The organism is Dongia sp., from assembly GCF_041905885.1.
Classification (GTDB): Bacteria; Pseudomonadota; Alphaproteobacteria; order Dongiales; family Dongiaceae; genus Dongia.
Map to the genome: position 1 here is coordinate 1 of NZ_JAYRKD010000016.1, position 18863 is coordinate 18863.

At 64.3% G+C, this 18863-nt stretch carries 16 protein-coding genes; 9 read left to right on the plus strand and 7 right to left on the minus strand.

The features are described 5' to 3' along the window. Nucleotides 1-293, plus strand: a 293-nt coding sequence (locus ACH2CY_RS16450; RefSeq protein WP_395020395.1) for a UDP binding domain-containing protein, incomplete at its 5' end; no start/stop codon positions are given. Then, nucleotides 290-1549: a glycosyltransferase family 4 protein gene (locus ACH2CY_RS16455; protein WP_395020396.1), complete on the plus strand. Its 1260-nt coding sequence runs from the start codon at nucleotides 290-292 to the stop codon at nucleotides 1547-1549. The genes ACH2CY_RS16450 and ACH2CY_RS16455, both read left to right, overlap by 4 nt. A gap of 237 nt (nucleotides 1550-1786) precedes the next feature. On the opposite strand, the gene ACH2CY_RS16460 is transcribed toward ACH2CY_RS16455, so the two are convergent. Further along, entirely contained in the window at nucleotides 1787-2821 is a 1035-nt protein-coding gene (locus ACH2CY_RS16460; RefSeq protein ID WP_395020397.1) for a glycosyltransferase family 2 protein, read from the minus strand. A 170-nt stretch (nucleotides 2822-2991) separates the two neighbouring features. Between ACH2CY_RS16460 and ACH2CY_RS16465 the strand changes: the two genes are divergently transcribed. Further along, complete coding sequence (locus ACH2CY_RS16465; RefSeq protein ID WP_395020398.1) at nucleotides 2992-3891, plus strand: family 16 glycosylhydrolase; 900 nt, start codon at nucleotides 2992-2994, stop codon at nucleotides 3889-3891. A 9-nt stretch (nucleotides 3892-3900) separates the two neighbouring features. Here the strand turns inward: ACH2CY_RS16465 and xrtD are convergent, their stop codons facing one another. Then, entirely contained in the window at nucleotides 3901-5469 is a 1569-nt protein-coding gene (gene xrtD, locus ACH2CY_RS16470; RefSeq protein WP_395020399.1) for a VPLPA-CTERM-specific exosortase XrtD, read from the minus strand. A gap of 387 nt (nucleotides 5470-5856) precedes the next feature. On the opposite strand from xrtD, the gene ACH2CY_RS16475 reads away from it, so the two are divergent. The 3 genes from ACH2CY_RS16475 to ACH2CY_RS16485 all read left to right on the plus strand — a co-directional run bounded on the left by ACH2CY_RS16475 (nucleotide 5857) and on the right by ACH2CY_RS16485 (nucleotide 9174). After that, the gene (locus tag ACH2CY_RS16475; protein WP_395020400.1) at nucleotides 5857-6843 is read left to right on the plus strand and encodes an NAD-dependent epimerase/dehydratase family protein; all 987 of its coding nucleotides are present in this window, start codon (nucleotides 5857-5859) and stop codon (nucleotides 6841-6843) included. A gap of 140 nt (nucleotides 6844-6983) precedes the next feature. Further along, nucleotides 6984-7901 (plus strand): family 16 glycosylhydrolase, encoded by a 918-nt coding sequence (locus ACH2CY_RS16480; protein WP_395020401.1) that lies wholly within the window; start codon nucleotides 6984-6986, stop codon nucleotides 7899-7901. Nucleotides 7902-7998: 97 nt separating this feature from the next. After that, complete coding sequence (locus tag ACH2CY_RS16485) at nucleotides 7999-9174, plus strand: acyltransferase family protein (RefSeq protein ID WP_395020402.1); 1176 nt, start codon at nucleotides 7999-8001, stop codon at nucleotides 9172-9174. 50 nt (nucleotides 9175-9224) lie between these two features. Here the strand turns inward: ACH2CY_RS16485 and ACH2CY_RS16490 are convergent, their stop codons facing one another. Further along, nucleotides 9225-10283, minus strand: coding sequence for a glycosyltransferase family 2 protein (locus ACH2CY_RS16490; RefSeq protein WP_395020403.1), 1059 nt, complete (start codon nucleotides 10281-10283; stop codon nucleotides 9225-9227). After that, on the minus strand, nucleotides 10280-11635 hold the full coding sequence (locus ACH2CY_RS16495; protein ID WP_395020404.1) for a hypothetical protein: 1356 nt from the start codon (nucleotides 11633-11635) through the stop codon (nucleotides 10280-10282). Before ACH2CY_RS16495 ends, ACH2CY_RS16490 begins: the two co-directional genes overlap by 4 nt. Before the next feature lie 386 nt (nucleotides 11636-12021). On the opposite strand from ACH2CY_RS16495, the gene ACH2CY_RS16500 reads away from it, so the two are divergent. Beyond that, entirely contained in the window at nucleotides 12022-12978 is a 957-nt protein-coding gene (locus ACH2CY_RS16500) for a sulfotransferase family protein (RefSeq protein ID WP_395020405.1), read from the plus strand. Nucleotides 12979-12989: 11 nt separating this feature from the next. On the opposite strand, the gene ACH2CY_RS16505 is transcribed toward ACH2CY_RS16500, so the two are convergent. The 3 genes from ACH2CY_RS16505 to ACH2CY_RS16515 form a co-directional block, all read right to left on the minus strand. Continuing rightward, a complete protein-coding gene (locus ACH2CY_RS16505; protein WP_395020406.1) occupies nucleotides 12990-14222 on the minus strand; it encodes an acyltransferase family protein in 1233 nt (410 codons plus the stop codon). A gap of 219 nt (nucleotides 14223-14441) precedes the next feature. Then, nucleotides 14442-14957, minus strand: coding sequence for a hypothetical protein (locus ACH2CY_RS16510; RefSeq protein ID WP_395020407.1), 516 nt, complete (start codon nucleotides 14955-14957; stop codon nucleotides 14442-14444). A 166-nt stretch (nucleotides 14958-15123) separates the two neighbouring features. Beyond that, nucleotides 15124-15762, minus strand: coding sequence for a hypothetical protein (locus ACH2CY_RS16515; RefSeq protein WP_395020408.1), 639 nt, complete (start codon nucleotides 15760-15762; stop codon nucleotides 15124-15126). A 569-nt stretch (nucleotides 15763-16331) separates the two neighbouring features. Between ACH2CY_RS16515 and ACH2CY_RS16520 the strand changes: the two genes are divergently transcribed. Then, nucleotides 16332-17129, plus strand: coding sequence for a CpsD/CapB family tyrosine-protein kinase (locus ACH2CY_RS16520; protein ID WP_395020409.1), 798 nt, complete (start codon nucleotides 16332-16334; stop codon nucleotides 17127-17129). A 65-nt stretch (nucleotides 17130-17194) separates the two neighbouring features. Further along, on the plus strand, nucleotides 17195-18796 hold the full coding sequence (locus tag ACH2CY_RS16525) for an ExeA family protein (protein ID WP_395020410.1): 1602 nt from the start codon (nucleotides 17195-17197) through the stop codon (nucleotides 18794-18796). The last annotated feature ends 67 nt before the right edge of the window (nucleotides 18797-18863 follow it).

Here is an 18863-nt window from a genome sequence, read left to right on the forward strand (position 1 = left end):
TGCCCTTGCTGCAGCAGCAGGGCATCAAGATCCGCGCCCATGATCCCGAGGGCATGGCGGAAGCGAAGAAGCAGCTGCCGGACCTCGACTATCGCGACGATCCCTACGCGGCGATCGACGGCGCCGATGCGCTGGTGATCCTGACCGAGTGGAACAGCTATCGCAGCCTCGACCTCGACCGGGTGAAGGCGCTGCTGAAGGCGCCGGTCTTCGTCGATCTCCGCAACATCTACCGCCCGGCCGAGATGCAGGCCGCCGGCTTCCGCTATTCCAGCCTCGGCAGGACCGCGTGAAGGTCATCCACGTCAACTCCACCGCCCATGACGGCGGCGCGGCGCGCGCGGCCCACCGGATTCATCTCGGCCAGCGCAAGATCGGCATCGACAGCCGCATGGCGGTGATCCACAAGAAGCTCGACGATCCCTCGGTGATCGCGCCGCTCGGCATGACCGGCCGGGTTCGCGCGGTGCTGGGCGGCCGGGCGGAGGCGAAGATCCTTTCCCGCCAGCGCAGCGCCAACACCGTGTTCCATTCGCTGGGCCTGTTCGGCGCCGGCCTGGCGCGCTGGCTCAACGCCAGCGACGCCGATCTCGTCAACCTGCATTGGGTCGCCGCCGCGACGCTCAGCATCGGCGAGATCGCGGCGATCCGGAAGCCGATCGTCTGGACCATGCACGACATGTGGCCGTTCTCCGGCGCCGAGCATTACGAGGACATCGCCGGCCGGCCGCGCGCCAACGACGGCTACACGCCGGCCTCGCGCGCCGCGACCGACAGCGGCCCCGATCTCGACGCCTGGGTGTTCCGGCGCAAGCGCCGCGCCTGGGGCGGCAAGACCTTCCACCTGGCGAGCCCGAGCCGCTGGCTGGCCGAGCGTGCCAAGGCGAGTTTGCTGTTCTCCCGGATGCCCTGCCGCGTGATCTCGAACGGCATCGACCTCGACCTCTACAAGCCGCTCGACCGCCGCGAGGCGCGGCGCGCGCTCAACCTGCCGCAGGACAAGCGGCTGGTCCTGTTCGGCGCGATGGCCAGCACCACCGACCGCCGCAAGGGCTTCCATCTGCTGGTGCCGGCGCTCCAGGCGCTGGCCCGCGATCCCGATTGCGGCCCGCGCACCGAGCTCCTGGTGTTCGGCGCCCGGGCACCCAAAGAGCCGATCGATCTCGGCCTGCCGGTGCATTACCTCGGGCAGTTCGGCGACGATCTCGCCATGGCCCTGATCTATTCCGCGGCCGACGTCTTCGTGGCGCCCTCGCTGCAGGACAACCTGCCGAACACGCTGGTCGAGGCGCTGGCCTGCGGCACCCCCTGCGTCGCCTTCGAGATCGGCGGCATGCCGGACCTGGTGCGCGACGAAAGCTGCGGCGCGCTCGCCCCGGCCGGCGACGTGGACGCGCTGGCGCGCGCCATCGCCGCGGTGCTGGCGCGGACCGGCGACCGGGCGCGGGCCGCCTGCCGGCAGAGCGCCGAGGCCCGCTTCGCCGATACCGAGGTCGCCCGGCAGTATCGCGCCTACTACCAGGAGATCCTGAAACAGCCGCTGAACTGATCGGGGGTATTGCCTGTGCCCTTCTCCCCTCGTGAGAAGGATACGCAGGCTTGGCGAGGCGCAGCCGAGACTAGCCGAAGTTGGATGAGGGGGGCCCACCGCAGGTGCGCGCGCAGACGGATTTCCTCTCGCTGCTCCTGAGGTCGTCAAGACCGTACACCCCAGTGTGAGCATTGTCAAGCGGCCGCCAAGCCCTTGATCGGCCTCGCGGATCGCCGACCCGAAGACGCAAGATTGTTACCGTCCCGCCGCCGCGCGCAGGAAGGTGCCGAGGAAGCCGAACGCCCAGGCGAAATGCATGATCGCGGCGGCCGGCCCCGCCAGCAGGCCGCAGGCCGAGCGGTGCTTGGCCGCCAGTGCCAGCGAGGTCGCGGCGAGGATCGCGGCATAGAGCGCGGGCCAGGCCCAGCCGAGCGGGGTGAACGGGATCGCCACCAGGCTCGCCAGGAACAGCAGGACATGGCCGGGCACCGCGGCCTGGCGCAGCCGCAGCGAATCCGGGTGCCGCAGCACCGTCCGGGCCCGGCCGCCGCCGTAGTTGAGGTATTGCCGCCACAGCCGGCCGAAGCTGCCGCGCGGGTGGTAGTCGATGCGGATCTCGGCGTCGAGATAGATCCGCCCGCCCGCCTTGCGCAGGCGGCAGTCGTATTCCGCGTCCTCGTTGTGGCTGAAGGTCTCGTCATAGCCGCCGAGCCGGCGATACATCTCTGCGGCGAAGGCCGCGTGATGGCCGTGATCGACGAAGCCGCTTTTGGTGCCGGCGCGGTGCCGCGAGCCGCCGGTGCCGACCGGGGTGTTGGAGACCCAGGCCACCGCCCGCTGCAGGCAGGTGTCGCCGATCGAATCCATCGGCACCACCACCGAATCCGCGCCGCTGCGGGCCAGACTCTCGAGCAGCATCGGCACGAAATGCGCCGGGTAGCCGGCATGGGCGTCGCAGCGGACCAGCACGTCCCATTCTTCCGCCAGCTCGCGCGCCACACGGTTGATGCCGGCCGACTGGATCCGCTGCGGGTTCTCGATGAGATGGAGGTCGGTCGCCTCCGCCATCAGCTCGGCGACGATCGCGCGGGTGCCGTCGGTGCTGCCGCCGTCCGCCACCACGAAGCGGGTGCGCCCGGGATCGAGGCGGTCGGAGCGCAGGGTCCCGATCAGCCCGCGGATGGTCCGCGCCTCGTTCAGCGTCGGGATCACCACGATCACCCGCGGCTGGGCGCTGGGCGCCGCATCTTCTTCCCCCTCGGGGCGCAGGCCTCGGCTCGGTATGTTCACGGGCATTGCTCTTCCATCGTCACGCGATCGTCATCCTGGAGTGTCGTGTCCGGCGCGGATCAGGCCACAGCGGCTGCGGCGGGTCCAGTCCTTCGGCCCCGCATCGGAACCACCGGCGGCTTCCGCCGTTCCGCTGTCGGGGATGCATAGCAAATTTCGGGGTGGGCGACATGTCGAGACAGTCGATCTTGCGAAGCGGCCGGGTGCTGGGACTGCTGCTGGCCTGCGGCCTTGCCGCCGGCCCGCCGGCGCAGGCGGGCTGGAAACCGGTGTTCCGCGAATATTTCGACGGCACCGCGCTCAACCGCAACACCTGGTATACGCGCTTCATCTACAAGGACGGCACGCAGGACCGCCTGAACCAGGACCAGCAGGTCTATCGCGACGGCGACCATCACATCGTCGCCAACGGGATCCTGCATCTGGTGGCGACCAAGGCCTACGACGACGGCCGCGCGATCGCCTATGAGTCCGGGATGATCCGCTCGCGCCAGACCTTCCGCTACGGCTACTTCGAGGCCCGGATCAAGCTGCCCAGCGGCCGCGGACTCTTCCCCGCCTTCTGGCTGAACTCCGACTACGGCGCGAACGGACGGCTGGACTGGCCGCCGGAGATCGACATCATGGAATATGCCGTCAACGGGACGACCGAGCGCCCGAACATGGTGCATTCCGGCCTCAGGGTCGACAACCCGACCGCCCAGGGCGGCACGCTCGTCTACAACGACACGAACTACGAACCGCGCTGGGGTTTCTTCAACGCCCCGGTGGACATGTCGAAGGACTGGCACACCTACGGCCTGCTCTGGGAGCCGGACAGCGTCACGGTCTTCCTCGACGGCCGGAAGCTCTGGGTCCGGACCTATCGCTGGGTCTACAGCGACGCCGTCGCCGCCGGCCCGGCCCATATCCTGCTGAACCTCGCTGTCGGCGGCCCCTGGGCCGGGCTGAACGGCGTCGATGACACCGCCCTGCCCGCGGGGTTGCAGATCGACTATGTCATCGTGTGCCAGAGGTCGGCGGCGGTGAGCGCGAAGCGCTGTGCCGGCAGCCCCTACACGCCCAAATGACCAGCGCCTTCAGTCGGGCAGATAGGGCGTGAGCTGGGGGCGCAATTCGGTCAGGAAGGCACGCAGCCGCTCCTCGCTCGCCTCGACCGGCTCGGTGGCGAGGATCGGGGTCACCAGCCGCACCAAGGCGCCGTCGGTCCGCTGCCGCATTACCGCGTCACCCATCAGATGCAGCTTCACTGCGAACTCGCTGGCTTCGGTGCGGCCGCGGCCCTGGAACCAGTAATAGACCAGGGCCTTCTCGTTGCCCTTCTTGATGATCGCGCGGTTGGTCGTGAGCGGCGCGGCCCCGTCCTTGAAGTCGACAGTGATGGGACGGATTTCGCTGATCTGCCACCCGCCGGCCGGGATGCAGATGCGCGGCGAGTGGATCGCCTCGCCGATCTCCTGGGTCGAGTAATACGCCACCCAGAGCGCGACCGCGCTCTGCTGGGCGAGATTGACGTAATTGACGCTGAGATAATCCGTCGGCTTCAGCGAGTCGAGCGCCACCTGGTCGACCGCCAGGTCGCTGCCAGACCACCGGTCGATGTTGCGCGGGAAATGGCTGAACTCGACGCGGCCCGGCGCGCTCGCATCGGGCAGCTTCAGGACCGGGAACACCGCCGCCGTGGCGATCGTCGCGACCAGGGCGGCGACCGCGGTCTTGGAGGCGCCCCCGCGCGGCGCGGCCTTCGGCGCCGCCGGCGGCCAGGAGAAGTCGAGCCGTTGCAGCAGTGACCGGTCGCCGCCGCCGAGCATGCAGAGCAGCTTGATCTCCAGGAACAGGATGGCGACGCAGCCGCAGAAGATCAGCCAGCCCTCGAAATCGTGGAAAAATCCCTGGGCGGCCTCGATGCCGAAGCGGTCGACCAGGATGCCGGTGACGCCGATCCGCAGGGAGTTCAGCAGGATCGTGATCGGCGCGGTGCTGAAGAGGATCAGCAGCCGCTGCCAGAACGGCCCCTTGTAGATATAGGCGCAGAGGAAACCGAAGCTCGCCAGCGGGAAGAGATAGCGGAGGCCGCTGCAGGCTTCGGCGACTTCGAGCTGGATCGCGCCGAGATCGATGACGTTGCCGTCGAGGAATACCGGGATGTTGAACATCCGGATCGTGCCGGCGCCGATCTGCGAGGAGATGAGCTGCAGCTGCGCCGAGAGATTGGCCTGGAGCAGCCGCGCCAGCGGGATGCCGAAGCCAAGGTAGAGCAGCCCCGGCCAGACCGAGCGGGCGCGTGCATCGCCGGCCACCGCGGCGAACAGCCCGACCAGGAAGAAGAAGATGCCGATCTCGGCCAAATAGACGAAGGCGGCGACCTTGCCGAACATGCCGAAGATGAGGCCGATCACCAGCAGGCCGAGTCCGGTCCAGCCCGGCCCCTCGCCGGCGGTCGAGCGCCGGAGGTCGCGCGCCAGCATCACCGCCGCCAGCACCGGAATGAGCGGACCGTAGTTGTATTCCTCCGACGTCATCCAGATCCGGACGATGGTCGAGAGCGGGCTCCAGAAGATATAGCCGCCCAGCAGCAGGATGACCGCCGGAACCAGCCCATAGCGGATTGCGGGCGCCAGCTGCAGCCCGGGGTCGATTCCCGGCATCTGCCGAGGCATTCTTTGGGTGTCGAAAATGACCGTCTCTCCCGGCAATCGACCTCTGGGGCGAACTGCGCCGCATATTAGCGGATGGGGTCGGGAACAACCATGGTTTTCAGCCGTTTCATCCGCGCAGGCGCGCCCATTTGTGCAGGCGCACCCATTTGTGATGGTTCCGGTGGTGATCTGCGCCGGAGGGCCCGCGGACTCATTCCAATTGTCACGGCTTTCCTCTATTTTCGGATTCCCCGGTCCGTTGAGTTTCGGCCGGCCCGCCGGGGGCGGTTAACCACCCATCGGCCAATGGCGGCGGTCGCCGCAGAAATTTCCGGGAGGCGCAGATGATCCAGGGTCGGGGCGGTTTCCCGCGCAACAAGAGGTCGACGGCAGGCAATGGCAGGCATTTCGAAGGCGGTCGTATTCGGCGGCGCCGGCTTCATCGGTTCGCATCTCCTCGCGCGACTTGTGCAGGAGTCCCGTTATGACCAGTTCTACAGCGTTGACATCGCGAAGCCGCGCTTCGAGGTTGCCGGCGTCCATTACCTGACGCACGACGTCAGGGAGCCGATCCCCGCGGAACTCTGCGGCGCGGGTCCGGCGGATATCTTCAACCTCGCCGCCGTTCACACCACGCCGGGGCATGAGGATTGGGAGTATTACTGGACCAATCTTCATGGCGCTACGCATGTCTGCCGTTTCGCGACCGAGACCGGCGCCGAGAACATCGTCTTCACCAGCTCGATCTCGGTCTACGGCCCCTGCGAACAGCAGAAGGATGAAGATTCACAGCTCGAACCCAACAGCGCCTACGGCCGCTCGAAGCTGCTTTCCGAGAATGTCCATCGCCTATGGCAGGCGGAATCCGGCGAGCGGCGGCGGATCACGATCGTCCGCCCGGCGGTGATCTACGGACAATACGAGCGCGGCAACTTCACCCGTCTCGCGCGCCTGCTGGCCAAGGGCCGGTTCATCTATCCGGGCCGGCGCGACACCATCAAGGCCTGCGGCTATGTCGAGGACCTGATCTCCTCCATGCTGTTCATGCGGCAGCGGAACAGCGCGGTGGTGACCTACAATTTCGCCTATCCCGACCGCTACACCACCGAGCAGATCTGCGCCGCCTTCTGCGCGGTCGCCGGCTACAGGATGCCGCGGCTGCTGGCGCCGTCCTGGTTCATGATGCTGGGCGCCTTCGGCTTCGAGATCCTGAATGCGCTCGGCTACCGCAACACGGTCAACCGGCCGCGCATCGCCAAGCTGATGAACTCGACCAACATCGTGCCGCGGCGCCTGGTCGAAGCGGGCTTCCCCTATGGCTTCGATATCGGGTCCTCGCTCGAGGACTGGCGCGGGAAATCGAGCGCGACGGACTTCGATTGATGGAACCAAGTCTCGGCGGCTTCACTTCGATGGGGTGCTGGCGCCGGCTTCTTCTTAACCATGCTGCCCGCGTTGACAGCCCAGCGGACCGTTGCGATGTTGAATCGGATGGCCGCACGTCCCTGAGCCGAGGAGTGGAAATGCCTGACGCTTTGCATCGCTATTGCCGACTTGGATTCGCCTTTCTAGCGGTCGCAACCACGCTGGCGCTCGCCGCGACCATTCCCATGCAGCCCGCGCGTGCCTCGGGATGGGTGATCACTTTCGAGGACGACTTCAGCGGTTCCAGCCTTGATCGCTCCAAATGGTACACACGTTACATCTACAAGGACGGCAAGCTGGACCACCTGAAGCAGGAGAAGCAACGCTACGGAGATGACGGCAATCACGTGCTGGCGGACGGCGTCTTGAACCTGGTGGCCAAGCAGCCGAACTCGAAGGGTCTCTATCCGTCCGGGATGATCCGCTCGCGGCAGACTTTCCGCTACGGCTACTTCGAAGCCCGGATCAAGATGCCGAAGGGCCGCGGTCTGTGGCCTGCCTTCTGGCTCAACTCCGACTATGACGAGAACGGCAAGCTGAACTGGCCGCCGGAAATCGACATCATGGAGTTCGTGCAGAATGGCACCAACGAGCATCCCAACATGGTGCATTCCAACGTCGCCATGAACAAGAAGGGCGCCCAGGGCGGCGAGTGGATCTATCGCGACCCGAACTTCGACCAGCGCTGGACCTTCTACAACGCCAAGGAAGACCTGACCCAGGACTGGCACGTATTCGGCCTGCTTTGGGATGAGGATGACACCGTTACCGCCTACCTCGACGGGAAGAAGCTCTGGCAGCGGAAATACAAATGGATCTACAACGACGGGCGCAAGGCGGGCCCGGCGCATATCCTGATCAACCTTGCCGTCGGCGGGCAATGGGCCGGCGCCGGCGGGATCGACAATGCCGTGTTTCCGGCGTCGCTTCAGGTGGATTACGTCCGGGTCTGCAAGCGGGCGGGGGACACTCCCGGCCAGGAAACCTGCGGCAGAAGCGAGTACGCACCGAAGTGACCGAGCCGATGCTAAGCCGGCCCCTGCAGCCATGCCCGTCCGCCGGGCCAAGTGATTCCTTTGGCAGGCCCGCTCTCGGCCGGCAGAGCAGAAGAAGATGAGCAGCGTGGACCAGATCCAGGATAAGCCTTTTGTCAGCCGAGGCGACAACTCTGAAACAGCAAGAGGCGAATCGCTCAAGGACGCGCTGAAGAGCACGGATCTGATCACCCCGAATGGGGCCTCCTATCTCGATTTCGTCCGCGTGGTCGCGACGAATCTGGTCTTGTTGGGCCATTCCCTGGTTCTCTTCGAACTCACGCCGCCGACGCCGCTCGGGGGCATCGGCGTTACACTCTTCTTCCTGCTGTCCGGCTTCCTCATCACGATGGCCGGTTACAGAAGATGGCGGCGCGCGGAACCGCAGTTTCTTCCCTTCATGATCGACCGTTGCGCGCGCATCTTCGTTCCGTTCGTGCCGATCTTGATCTGCGTGGCGGTCCTCAACGCGATGTTCGATCTCCGAAGCGCCGATCCGCTCGGGGTGAACACCGGTCCGATCGCGTTCATCGCCAATCTGTTCCTTCTCAACGACTATCCGGTGCTCCAGGCTGCCAGTCACGTCGCCAACATCGCCGACTTCTATCCGCGCGCCTACAACACAGCGGAACCGTTCTGGACGATCCCGATCGAGTTCTGGACGTATGTGGTCTTCGCGGTGTTCTTCTTTACGTTTCTCCGGAAAGAGCGTTTTGGCGTGGGGAAGCTCGCACTCTTGGCGGTAGCACTGCCGATCTTCCTCTGGAACACCTTTGCCGGAGGTGCCGGAGATCTCAGCCTCATCTGGATACTCGGCTCGCTGGCAGCGTGGCTCTGGCTCGGCGCGACCACCGTCCGATCGAGATCCATGACAACCGGGTTGATCTTGGTCGCCTTCGGCGGAATCTGCCTGGCGGGACGAATATTGAAGGCCGGGTTTGGGATATACGAGTTTCAGCAGGGCTTTCTGATCGCCCTGGTGCTGTTCGGCGGTTTCCTGATCTTCAATGCAGTGGGCAGACGCGCCCGGCTCTTCGAGAAGGGGTTCGGGTTTCTCGCCAGCTACAGCTATTCGCTATACTTGGTGCACAACACCGTCCTCATTCTCCTTCGGGATAGCATACCGGCCTCGCTCGGCTCGGCATTGGCAGCCATGGTCGCCGCGCATTTCGTCGCCTTCGTCTTCTATCTTCTCTTCGAGCGACACTATCACAAGGTCGGGCGCTGGCTGAAGAACCGGCTCGGTGCCCAATAGACGTCGTCTCGACCGCCATTGCCAAGGCGGGCGAGGGAGACCCGGCCGGCCTATCTCACGATACCGATGGCGGAGAGCGCGCTGCGGAGCGCGGGCGGCCGAGCGCCCGGGCTGAGCCGCCAGTGGATCAGGCCCTTGGCGATCCCGCGTGGCGAGAGCAGCACCAGCACGCCCCAGGCGGCGGTTGCAAGCACGGCCTGCAGCCGGGCTCCCTGCGGCGTCGTCGCGGCCCGAATGATGTCGCGAAGCGCGCGCAGGGTGCTGTCACCCCGGATCGGATGGCGCTCCGGCGCCAGCCGATAAGACGCGATCCGGAACCGCAATTGCGGGAATGCCAGGTGCCTCGCGCTGTCGGGAATCGCAAAGCCCGCCCTGGCGGCGATGCGTTGCGCGTATTCGAACCGCTGGATTGCATTGGCCGTTTGCCAGCCGAAGCGGGTTTCGTCGAGTTCAGTCACCGCCCCGTCATTACGCCCATGAACCCGGTAGTCGACCAAGGGCTGGTCGACCGTGACGACGTCGCCGAGGAACGGGGCGGCGGCGATGCAGCAGGTATCCGGCGCCTTGCCGCAGGATTCATCCAATGGAAAGATCGCCGCGAGGCAGGCGCGCGAGAACAGGTTTCCCGAGCAGGGCGGCGTCGGATAGGAGCCGGTAGCCAGCGCCCAGCGCCGGACATTGGCCGGAACGGTTGCCTCGGCCGTGTACTGGGGGAACAGCGAGCCGTTGGGCCTGCCTCCGGCATCGATGATCCGCATGCGGAACTGGACCTTGCTGACGCCGCGGTGCCAAACCCGGGCGGCCGCCCGCATGATGGAAGGATGAAGCACGTCGTCGGAATCGAGCAGAATGACGGCATCTCCGCGCGAGCGCGCAAAGCCCACGTTGCGCGCGGCGACCTGGCCGGCGTTGGGCTGGAAGATCGCGACGATCCGGTCACCGAACCGCTCGATGACCGATCTGGAATTGTCGGTGGAGCCGTCATCGACGACGATGACCTCCACGTCGGGCCAGTCTATCGCCAGCGCGCTTTCGATCGCCTGTCCGACGAACTCCGCGTAGTTGTAGTTGGCGATGATGACCGAGAGCGAGACCGGCTTCTCGTTCATCGAGATCGCTCCGGCGACGTCATGTTGCGCCCGGTCGTTGCGCTCCCATCTCGCGGGACGGGTGGCGTTAGCCGCCCCCGGGCCGTCGCCTGCTTTCGCGGCCAAAGGGCAACCAGGATGTAGAACAGCGCGGTGACGTCGGGGGCGAGCAGCACGCCGCCCCACAGGATGAACCAGCCGAATATGATCCCGACACGCAATTCCAGCGGAACCCGCGACCCGAGCATCGTATAGAGGATCAGGGCGGTGAACGCGGCGAACCCGAGAACGCCGTATTCCGTGGCGAGCTTGGCCCAGGTTGGACCCGCGACCTCATAGCCGACGTTGCTGGCGGCGATGACCTTGAAGATCGATCCGGGCCCGTGGCCGATCAGCAACGACCAGGGCGTCGAATCGATATAGTCGCGCACAAACAGGAACGGCGCCACAAATCGGGCGAAGCCGCTCGAGCCGACCGCCGTGAACTCGCCGGCCCGGCCGGCGGTAACAGACAAGCTCAAGGCGTCGCCGAGGACGAAGAAGACGAATGCGCCGCCGAGCAGCATGATGATTAGCCGCATCACCGTTCTCGGCCCGAGCGGAAACAGCAAGCCGACCGCCAAGGTCAGCAACCCGGTTCCCGAATAGGACAGGAGGATTGCGAGGCCCAGCGTCGCCAGACGGATCAAGCGCCACTTCGGGTGCAGGGCGAGCTCACAGAGCAGCGCCAGCGCCAGGACCTGGGAGAACCGGGACGGCTCAACGAAGAAGAAGCCGTTGGACTTGTAGAAATGGCCGCTGACGCGAATGACGGTGTTATAGCCGACACCGCCGCGGAAAGCTTCCGGTATGTAGTCCGTGAAGTTGAACAGCCAGGGCCACTTGACCACGAACTGAAGGAAGAACTGCGCGATGCCGGCAATCGCACAGAACAGCATGAGATTGAGGAAGACGCCGAGGGTCCATCTTGCAATGTACTGCGTCCGGTCCGTGCTTCGCGCCACGAAGACAAAGACCAGGTAGGCGGCAGCGATCAGGAGAACCGACGAGCTCGACGCGATCTCGGAGTTCACGACCCAGCTGACCAGTGCGACGCCGGCGCAGCCGATGAACAGGAACATCCGCATCGGATCGACCCGGGCGAGGCCGAGGAGTAGCAAGACCAGGACGAGGAGGTATTGGGCAATCAGGCCGACGCTCAGGAAATAGCTGCCGACATTCAACTGGAAGCGACTGAGCATCAAGGTGCTCGCCAAGGCGAGGGTGATGGTAAAGCGCAACAGGAACGGGATCCGCAGCGCGCGCGCGCTGTCCTGGGCGCCTGCCCGGCTGCGCGGCACGCTCCCGGCAGATTGCAAGCCCGCGTGCTGCAAGGTCTCAGCCAATGGGGCACCCCTGCGGGTGGAAGGAGCTCGGCATCGTCTCAGTCTGGGGCATCTTGCGGGCTACCGGATAGCGCGGGAAACGGGTGGCTGAAACCGGATCGGTACGGTGCTGGTTCCAAAGGAGATTCTTAGGTAACATCAAGAAGTTATCGTGCCCGATCCCGCCGGGGACCGCAGTAGGAATCGCACCCCGCCCCCTACATTATCGTGGCATATCTCGGCCTGGAAAGGCCGCCGCCCTGTTGGATCGCCCCCGGCCGGACCGAAACCCTAGAGCGGGGCTTGCGGTTGAACCTATATTTCATAATACAAATGAGTTGCGGCAATTTCGCGGCAGGCCGGAACACAACGCCTGGATCGCACATTAAATAGCATTGCAAATCGCGGCAGGCTCTGCGATTCGTCGATCTTCCTCCGTGATGGTTGTCAGTTCTTCGATGCGGCCAAACCTGTTTATTGTCGGTGCGATGAAGGCGGCGACCACCTCCATCGCGCAATTTCTGGCTTCGGTCGATGGCGTGCAAATGTGCCGGCAGAAGGAGCCGCATCACTTCTGCACCGACCTCTATCAGCATCCCGAGTATTCGAGCCTGCCGCAAATCCGCGGTTTCATGGGCCAGGAGTGGATCCGCGATCGCGACGACTATCTCGCCCTGTTCCCCGGCGATGCGAACAGCCGCTACGTTGCGGAGGCCTCGACGACCTATCTCTATTCGGAGGCTGCCGCGCGGGAGATCGCCGCGTTCAGTCCCGGTGCGCGGATCGTCATACTGCTGCGCCACCCCGTGCGCCGCGCCTTTTCCGAATATCAGATGAACCGCAAGATCGGTCTGGCGAAAGGCTCCTTCGACGAGGAAATGGCCGCCGATCTCGAGCGCTACCGGCGCGGCGAATTCAAGCTGTTCGAGCGCTACATCTATGCCGGAATGTATGCCGCGCAAGTCGAGCGGTTCCTGGAGGTGTTCCCGCGCGAGCGCATCTTCATCGCCGCGATCGACCGGCCGGGGCGGGATATCAACGGCGTGGCCCGGGAACTCTGCGACTTCCTGGGACTACAGGCGCAAGCCGAGGTGCCGCGCCTCAACGAAGCCGGTTTAGCGGCCTTTCCCACTCTCAACCGCCTGCTGTTCGAGAGCGGCATCAAGGGCTGGGTCTCGCGGTCGCTCCCGGCCGGGGTTAAAGCCGGCTTCAAGAAGCTCTACTACTCCGATGCGGCTCCACCCAAGCTCGGCCAGGAAGACCTCGATCGCTGGACTGAAGCCTTCGCCGGAGATATGTCCACGCTGGGCCGACTGGTGGATGAAGACCTGAGCCACTGGCGGCGCTCCTAGCGCCGCGAGGTTCAGAGTTTAGCTGAAGTCGGCAGGGTTGCGGGCACGGTTGGATGGCCCAGTTTCGGGAACAGCCCGCGCAGCAGGCCGGTCACGCGGACCTCGAAGATCTTGTAGCTGATCGTCGCCACCACGAGGGCTATTGGCAATGAGATAACCATGAGCAGAGCCTGGCTGTATTCCTGGCGGCCGAGATCCAGTGCGTAGAGAACGCGCTTCACGCCGGCCAAGATCGGAATGTGCCAGAGGTAGAAACTGTAACTGATCGCGCCCAGCCAGACGAAGGTCGCCGAGCCGAGCAGCTTGCCCAGCAGACCATATCCCTTGGCGATCCCGATCAGCGCCATTCCGCCCAGTACAGCGACCAGGATCAAGCCGCCCTGCAGCATGAGGCCCTTGAGCAGTGGAAATTCGAGCGGCGCGAGCGCTTCCACGTGGTCGCCGGCCGCATCGACCAGCAGACGCGTCCCGACCAGAAAGGCCACGAGAAACAGCAGCGGATACCGGGCGATCAGATCGACCCGGGACGGCTTCAAGAAGCGATAGAAGACGATCGCCCCCGACAGCATCATCAATGTCCTCGGGTAGTAGATCATCAAACCGCAGGCAACGACCGCGAGCATCGCGATGCCCAGCCTGCTTCCGCGCAACAGCCACGCGATCGCACAGAACCAGTACAACATCATTTCGTATGCCAGGGTCCAGGCAATCGGGTTGATTGCGTCGATCTCGAAGAACGGCGGTACCGCCAGAAACGAGCCGATGATCCTTGTCGGCTCGGGGAAAGAAAACCCCATCGTCAGCTGAACGACGATCGTCGCGATCGTGCTTGCCCACAGCACCGGAAACAGCCGCGTGATCCTGTCCCACATGAACAGGGCCGAATTGCGCGTCCGCAGCAAGCTGCCGAGGATCACGATGCCGCTGATGCCGAAGAACAGCTCGACGCCGTGCTGAAGCGTATTCAACAGGAAGTTCGGAACGCCCGAAGCAAGCACGGGGATCGTCCCCGCCCCGGAATGATGGACGTGATAGAAGAACACGAAGAGGCAGAACAGGCCGCGGGCGCCCTGGATATGCGGGTTCTTCTTTCCCCGCTCGTTCAACACACGCTCGGCGCTGGCCTTCTGGAACCGACCGCTGTTCGGATCGTCACCCTGGCTTTCACCGGATGCGGCCGGAGCGCCGACCGGATTCTCCTGGACTGGTGACGGAACGGGAGGCTGCCACGTCAACTCTGTCATCCATTTCGCCCGTACGAACCTCGATCCGAGTTCCTAGCATGGACCGCACCAACGGAGCGGAGATTTTTCTGCAGGCGCTACGTCTGCGGACCACGTCTTTGTCGAAGTTCCACGAAGTTGTGAGAGGCCGCGAATAAGGTGAAGTTTTGAGGTCCGCCTGAAATGCAAAAACCCCCGGTCTGTCGACCGGGGGTTCGAATATCCGACTATGAGGACCGCTTAGGCGACCGTGTTGCGGCGGCGGCGCAGTCCGAAGAAACCCATGCCGCCGATTGCGGTGACGAAGAGCAGCAGCGCGCCGGGGATCGGCGCCGTCGCGGCCGCGACCTCGACGTAGTACGCGCCGCCGAGGAAGCCCGTGGTGGTTCCGGCGATTTGGATCAGATAGTCGCCCGCGGCAAGAATGCCGGCGATCGAGAAGCTGCCGTCGGGCGCCAAGGTCAGCGGGTTGCCGAGGAAGGTCGCCGTGAAGCCGCTGATGCCGAGCAGCGTGAAGGGACCGAAGGCGATCTCGATGTTGTTGATCGTGCCCGTGACGAAGGACGGGTTCGTCACGGTGAACTTGATGTCGTCGGAGATCACGGTCGGCGGCTGGAAGAAGCCCACCGCTCCACCGAACGAGGAGTTCGATGAATCAGTGACGTCGCCGAGATCGATCGTTGCGGCCTTGGCCGAAACCTGCGCGGTGGCAATCGCCATCACCGCAAACACCAAAGCCAGCATAAAGCGCTTCACGAGAGCCTCCTATTAGGACGAGCGGCCGCTGCCGCCTTCTGACGCCTTTAACTCAAAATTTACCAGACCCGAACGCACCGCAACAAGAAAAAGTTCCCGCATTCGGACGCCAAACTCGGATTCGGACCCTTTCCTTGGGATTCCAATCACCCCAAGGCCTTAGCGGCTAAGCCGCCGTGATAAACGCCTTTCCGGCGGCCCATTGGCGGCGCCAGACCATAGCGCCCATACCCAGCAGCGCGCTCATGAACAACAGCAGCGCCGGCGGGATCGGGGTGGTCGTCACCGTAAGGTTGATGCCGGCATAGTCGGCCGCACAGCCACAGAGGCCGAACCCGATCTTCAGAAGATACTGGGTACCCGCGACCACTCCGGCGAAGATCGAAGCGGACGGCGGATCGGAATCATAGGCCTCCAGGGTGCAAAGCGCGCTGGCGCCGCAGTTCGTGTACTTGCTGCCGGTATAGGTGAACAGGCTCAGCGTCAGCCAGTCGAGCGGCTTGGCGCCCGGATCCGACACCGCGAGATCGGTCACCGTCGCATGCAGAGTCATCGAGTTGGTCACGGTGAACGGGATGTAAGTGTAGGCTTGGCCGTAGTGGCCGTTGCTGGTGTCGCCGAAATCCAGCACTTCGCTCAGGCTGAAGCTGCTGTTCAAGCCAGAGATGTTGCCGCTGCTGGTCGGGGTGAGGAAGACCTGCGCGTTGCTGCCGCTGGTGCTGTAGGTGATGGTGACGGCGTTCGCCGGCAGCGCGCCGAGGGCGACCGCGGCGAAGAACAGCATCAACATCAGAAAACGATTCATCTATTCCTCTGATTCCTACCCACAAAACCCCAACTCAGCTCCGGCAATCCAGCCGCCGAGTGACCTTCCTCGAATTTCAGCGGGATGTTCCGTGTATTTTAGGCATTCCGCAAGTGCGACACATAGTTAACGGGTCGTCTCGGAGCTGGCTGGAAGCCTCGGTGTGCAACGACAAACGCGTTACAAAAGTCCCGGATTCGGCCCCGATTTCCAGTGGAGCAAAGTCGATGGATTTGTGCAACTGCGAAAGCGCGAATTTTACGAAATTTTAAGCAACCAGTATACGATAGTGTGGTTGATCGGTCGGTTCCGGATTGGCGGCTGACTGGGCTATCCCTAGAATTCCCCCGCGCGCCCGATTTGCTTCGCGGAAATCCGCTTATCAATGCCGGGCCGCTCCGCTAATGTGGGAACGATTTCGCGGTTGCAGCATAAACAGCGGGGGCGGCTCGCTCGCAGCGAGCGGTCCGGGCCATCCGACCGAATGGAACCGTCCCGGAGCACGTGAGTAACTTCCGGGACCTGAACCCGGCTCAGACGGTTGCTGTTGCTACAGTGGGGACACGCTGATGGAGCATATCGAGAAAGCCTTGGCCCGCGCCCGGGAGATGCGGTCGGGTCATCGCAGTTCCAGCGCGACGAACGAATCCGCGCGGCGGCCGAATACGCAGGCTTCGGTGCACGGCGTCATGCCGGACTACACCGAGACTGCCGTGCTGCCGACGAATGCCCGCAAGACATCGGAGGAGCGTCTGGTGGCCGACGATCTGCGCAATCCGGTGGCTGACGTCTATCGCGTGCTGCGCGCGCAGGTGCTGCAGCGGATGAAGAAGCTCGACATCAGCACGATCGCCGTGACCGGCGCGAGCCACGGCGACGGCGCCACCACGACGGCGGCCAATCTCGCGATTTCGATCGCGCTCGACGTGAACCAGACCGTGCTGCTGGTCGATCTCAATCTCCGCGAGCCCAGCATCCACCGCAAGTTCGGCCTCACGCCGGCCAAGGGCATCGAGAACTATCTGCACGGCGAATGCGACATCAAGGATTGCCTGGTCAACCCGGGCATGCGCCGCCTGGTCGTGCTGCCGGCCTGCGTCTCCAAGGGTGAATCCGCGGAATTGATCAGCTCGCCGCGCATGGCGGCGTTGGTGCGCGAATTGCGCAACCGCTATCACGACCGCATCATCATTTTCGATACCCCGCCGCTGCTGGAATCCGGCGAGACGTTGGGGTTCCTGCCCAATGTCGAAGGGGTGCTGTTCGTCGCGCGCAGCGGGCACACCACCAAGACCGAGCTCGATCGGGCCGCCGATCTCCTGCGCAACTACCAGATAATCGGGACCTTGCTGAACGGATCGCGTTGACATCCGAGAGCCGCGGATCGGCTTCACCGCCGGTCCGATCCGAGTAAGCGTTGTATGGACGAGAGATGTACGAAGCCTTCTTCAATCTGAAGAACAAGCCGTTCAGTCTGCTGCCGGACCCGGAGTTCCTGTTCCTGAGCAGCCGCCACGCGGTCGGCCTCAGCCTGCTCGAATACAGCCTGACCGGCCAAGCCGGCTTCTGCGTCATCACCGGCGAGATCGGCTCTGGCAAGACGACGCTGGTGCGCGCATTCCTCGGCCGGGTCGGCCGCGACTTCACCGTTGGACTCATTTCCAACACCCATCACGCGTTGAAGGACATCGCCGCCTGGGCGATGACGTCGTTCGGCCAGAAGCCGAGCGGCACCCATCCGGCGGAGACCTATCAGGAGCTGATGGAATACCTGATCGCCGAATACGGCGCGGGCCGGCAGTGCATCCTGATCGTCGATGAGGCGCAGAACCTGTCGATCGAGGTCTTGGAGGAGCTGCGGCTCCTCTCCAACATCAATTCCGGCAAGGATCTGCTGCTGCAGGTCGTCCTGGTCGGGCAGCCGGAGCTGCTTGAGAAGCTGCGGCGCCCGGAGCTCTCGCAGTTTGCGCAGCGGATCGCGGTTTCGCATCATCTGACCCCGCTCCCCTATGCGGAGACCCGGCGCTACATCGAGCACCGGGTGAAGGTCGCCGGGTCCGACCGGCCGCTGTTCACCGAGATGGCGATGGGTGCCATCCAGTATTTCTCGGGCGGCATTCCGCGCTTGATCAACTCGATCTGCGACATGGCCCTGGTGTACGGCTTTGCCGACGAGACACCGGTGATCGGCGAGGATCTCGTCTTCCGCGTGGTGTCGGATCGCCAGCTGAGCGGGATCGCGCCGTTTGCTCAGGCGGTACCGGCGGATGACCCGACGGTGCGGGCCGAGATCATGAAGCTCGCCAACCTCGGCGCGGCTGCAAGCGAGGCGCCTCCGCCCGCCAAACCCGCCGCGCCGAGAGCTGAGCCGCCCGCCCCGGGTCCGGCGCGCGAAACGCCCGACTTCGTCGCAACGATTCCGGAACAACCTGGACCTTTCACCGGTGCGCCGGAGCGCCGTCAAGGCGGCAAGGTCGCGCCGATTGTGGCGCACCAGATTCCGCTCGATGATGCGGTCATCCAGCAGGTCCTGGTGAAAGAAACACCTCTGCGCGGAACGCACATCCAGGAGCGCCCGGCACGCGAAACTCCGTTCGTGGGGGAAGCGTCGATGCGCGAAGTGCCAGCGCGGGAAGCACCGCTCCGCGCCGCGCCGCGTGCCAATCCGTATTTCTTCCGCGAGGTGGAAGATGACGAGGAGCTGTTGCTGACGCGGGAAATGAATGATTCTTCGCGCAACGCACACGACCATGTCGTGCCGGCGCCGCGTGCGACCTCGCATGTTTCGTCGCCGGATCGCGAGGAGCCATACCTCGAGGCGCCGCGCAGCATTAGTCCGACACCTCTCCGCGCCGAACTTGCTCCGAATCAATCTCAGCGAATGGAAGAAGGCTCCAATTCAGTCGTTGATCCCATGCCGTGGCCGTCGATCAACGAGCGGCGACTGGGCGCTCCGATTCCTGCAAAGGAACATGGAACCGGAACGCTGCCACGGCGTTCTTGGTGGCGTCGGAGTATCGGGCACAACTCTTGAAATTCGGATTGAACTCGAACTGCGACAGGAATGTGAACAGCATTCCCGGCGCAAGGATCGAACTGAA

Coding starts and splice junctions, on each gene's coding strand:
- ACH2CY_RS16520 (WP_395020409.1), top strand. CDS start 16,332: ATGGAGCATATCGAGAAAGCCTTGGCCCGCGCCCGGGAGATGCGGTCG.
- xrtD (WP_395020399.1), bottom strand. CDS start 5,469: ATGCCGGGAATCGACCCCGGGCTGCAGCTGGCGCCCGCAATCCGCTAT.
- ACH2CY_RS16515 (WP_395020408.1), bottom strand. CDS start 15,762: ATGAATCGTTTTCTGATGTTGATGCTGTTCTTCGCCGCGGTCGCCCTC.
- ACH2CY_RS16465 (WP_395020398.1), top strand. CDS start 2,992: ATGTCGAGACAGTCGATCTTGCGAAGCGGCCGGGTGCTGGGACTGCTG.
- ACH2CY_RS16480 (WP_395020401.1), top strand. CDS start 6,984: ATGCCTGACGCTTTGCATCGCTATTGCCGACTTGGATTCGCCTTTCTA.
- ACH2CY_RS16505 (WP_395020406.1), bottom strand. CDS start 14,222: ATGACAGAGTTGACGTGGCAGCCTCCCGTTCCGTCACCAGTCCAGGAG.
- ACH2CY_RS16490 (WP_395020403.1), bottom strand. CDS start 10,283: ATGAACGAGAAGCCGGTCTCGCTCTCGGTCATCATCGCCAACTACAAC.
- ACH2CY_RS16485 (WP_395020402.1), top strand. CDS start 7,999: ATGAGCAGCGTGGACCAGATCCAGGATAAGCCTTTTGTCAGCCGAGGC.
- ACH2CY_RS16525 (WP_395020410.1), top strand. CDS start 17,195: ATGTACGAAGCCTTCTTCAATCTGAAGAACAAGCCGTTCAGTCTGCTG.
- ACH2CY_RS16475 (WP_395020400.1), top strand. CDS start 5,857: ATGGCAGGCATTTCGAAGGCGGTCGTATTCGGCGGCGCCGGCTTCATC.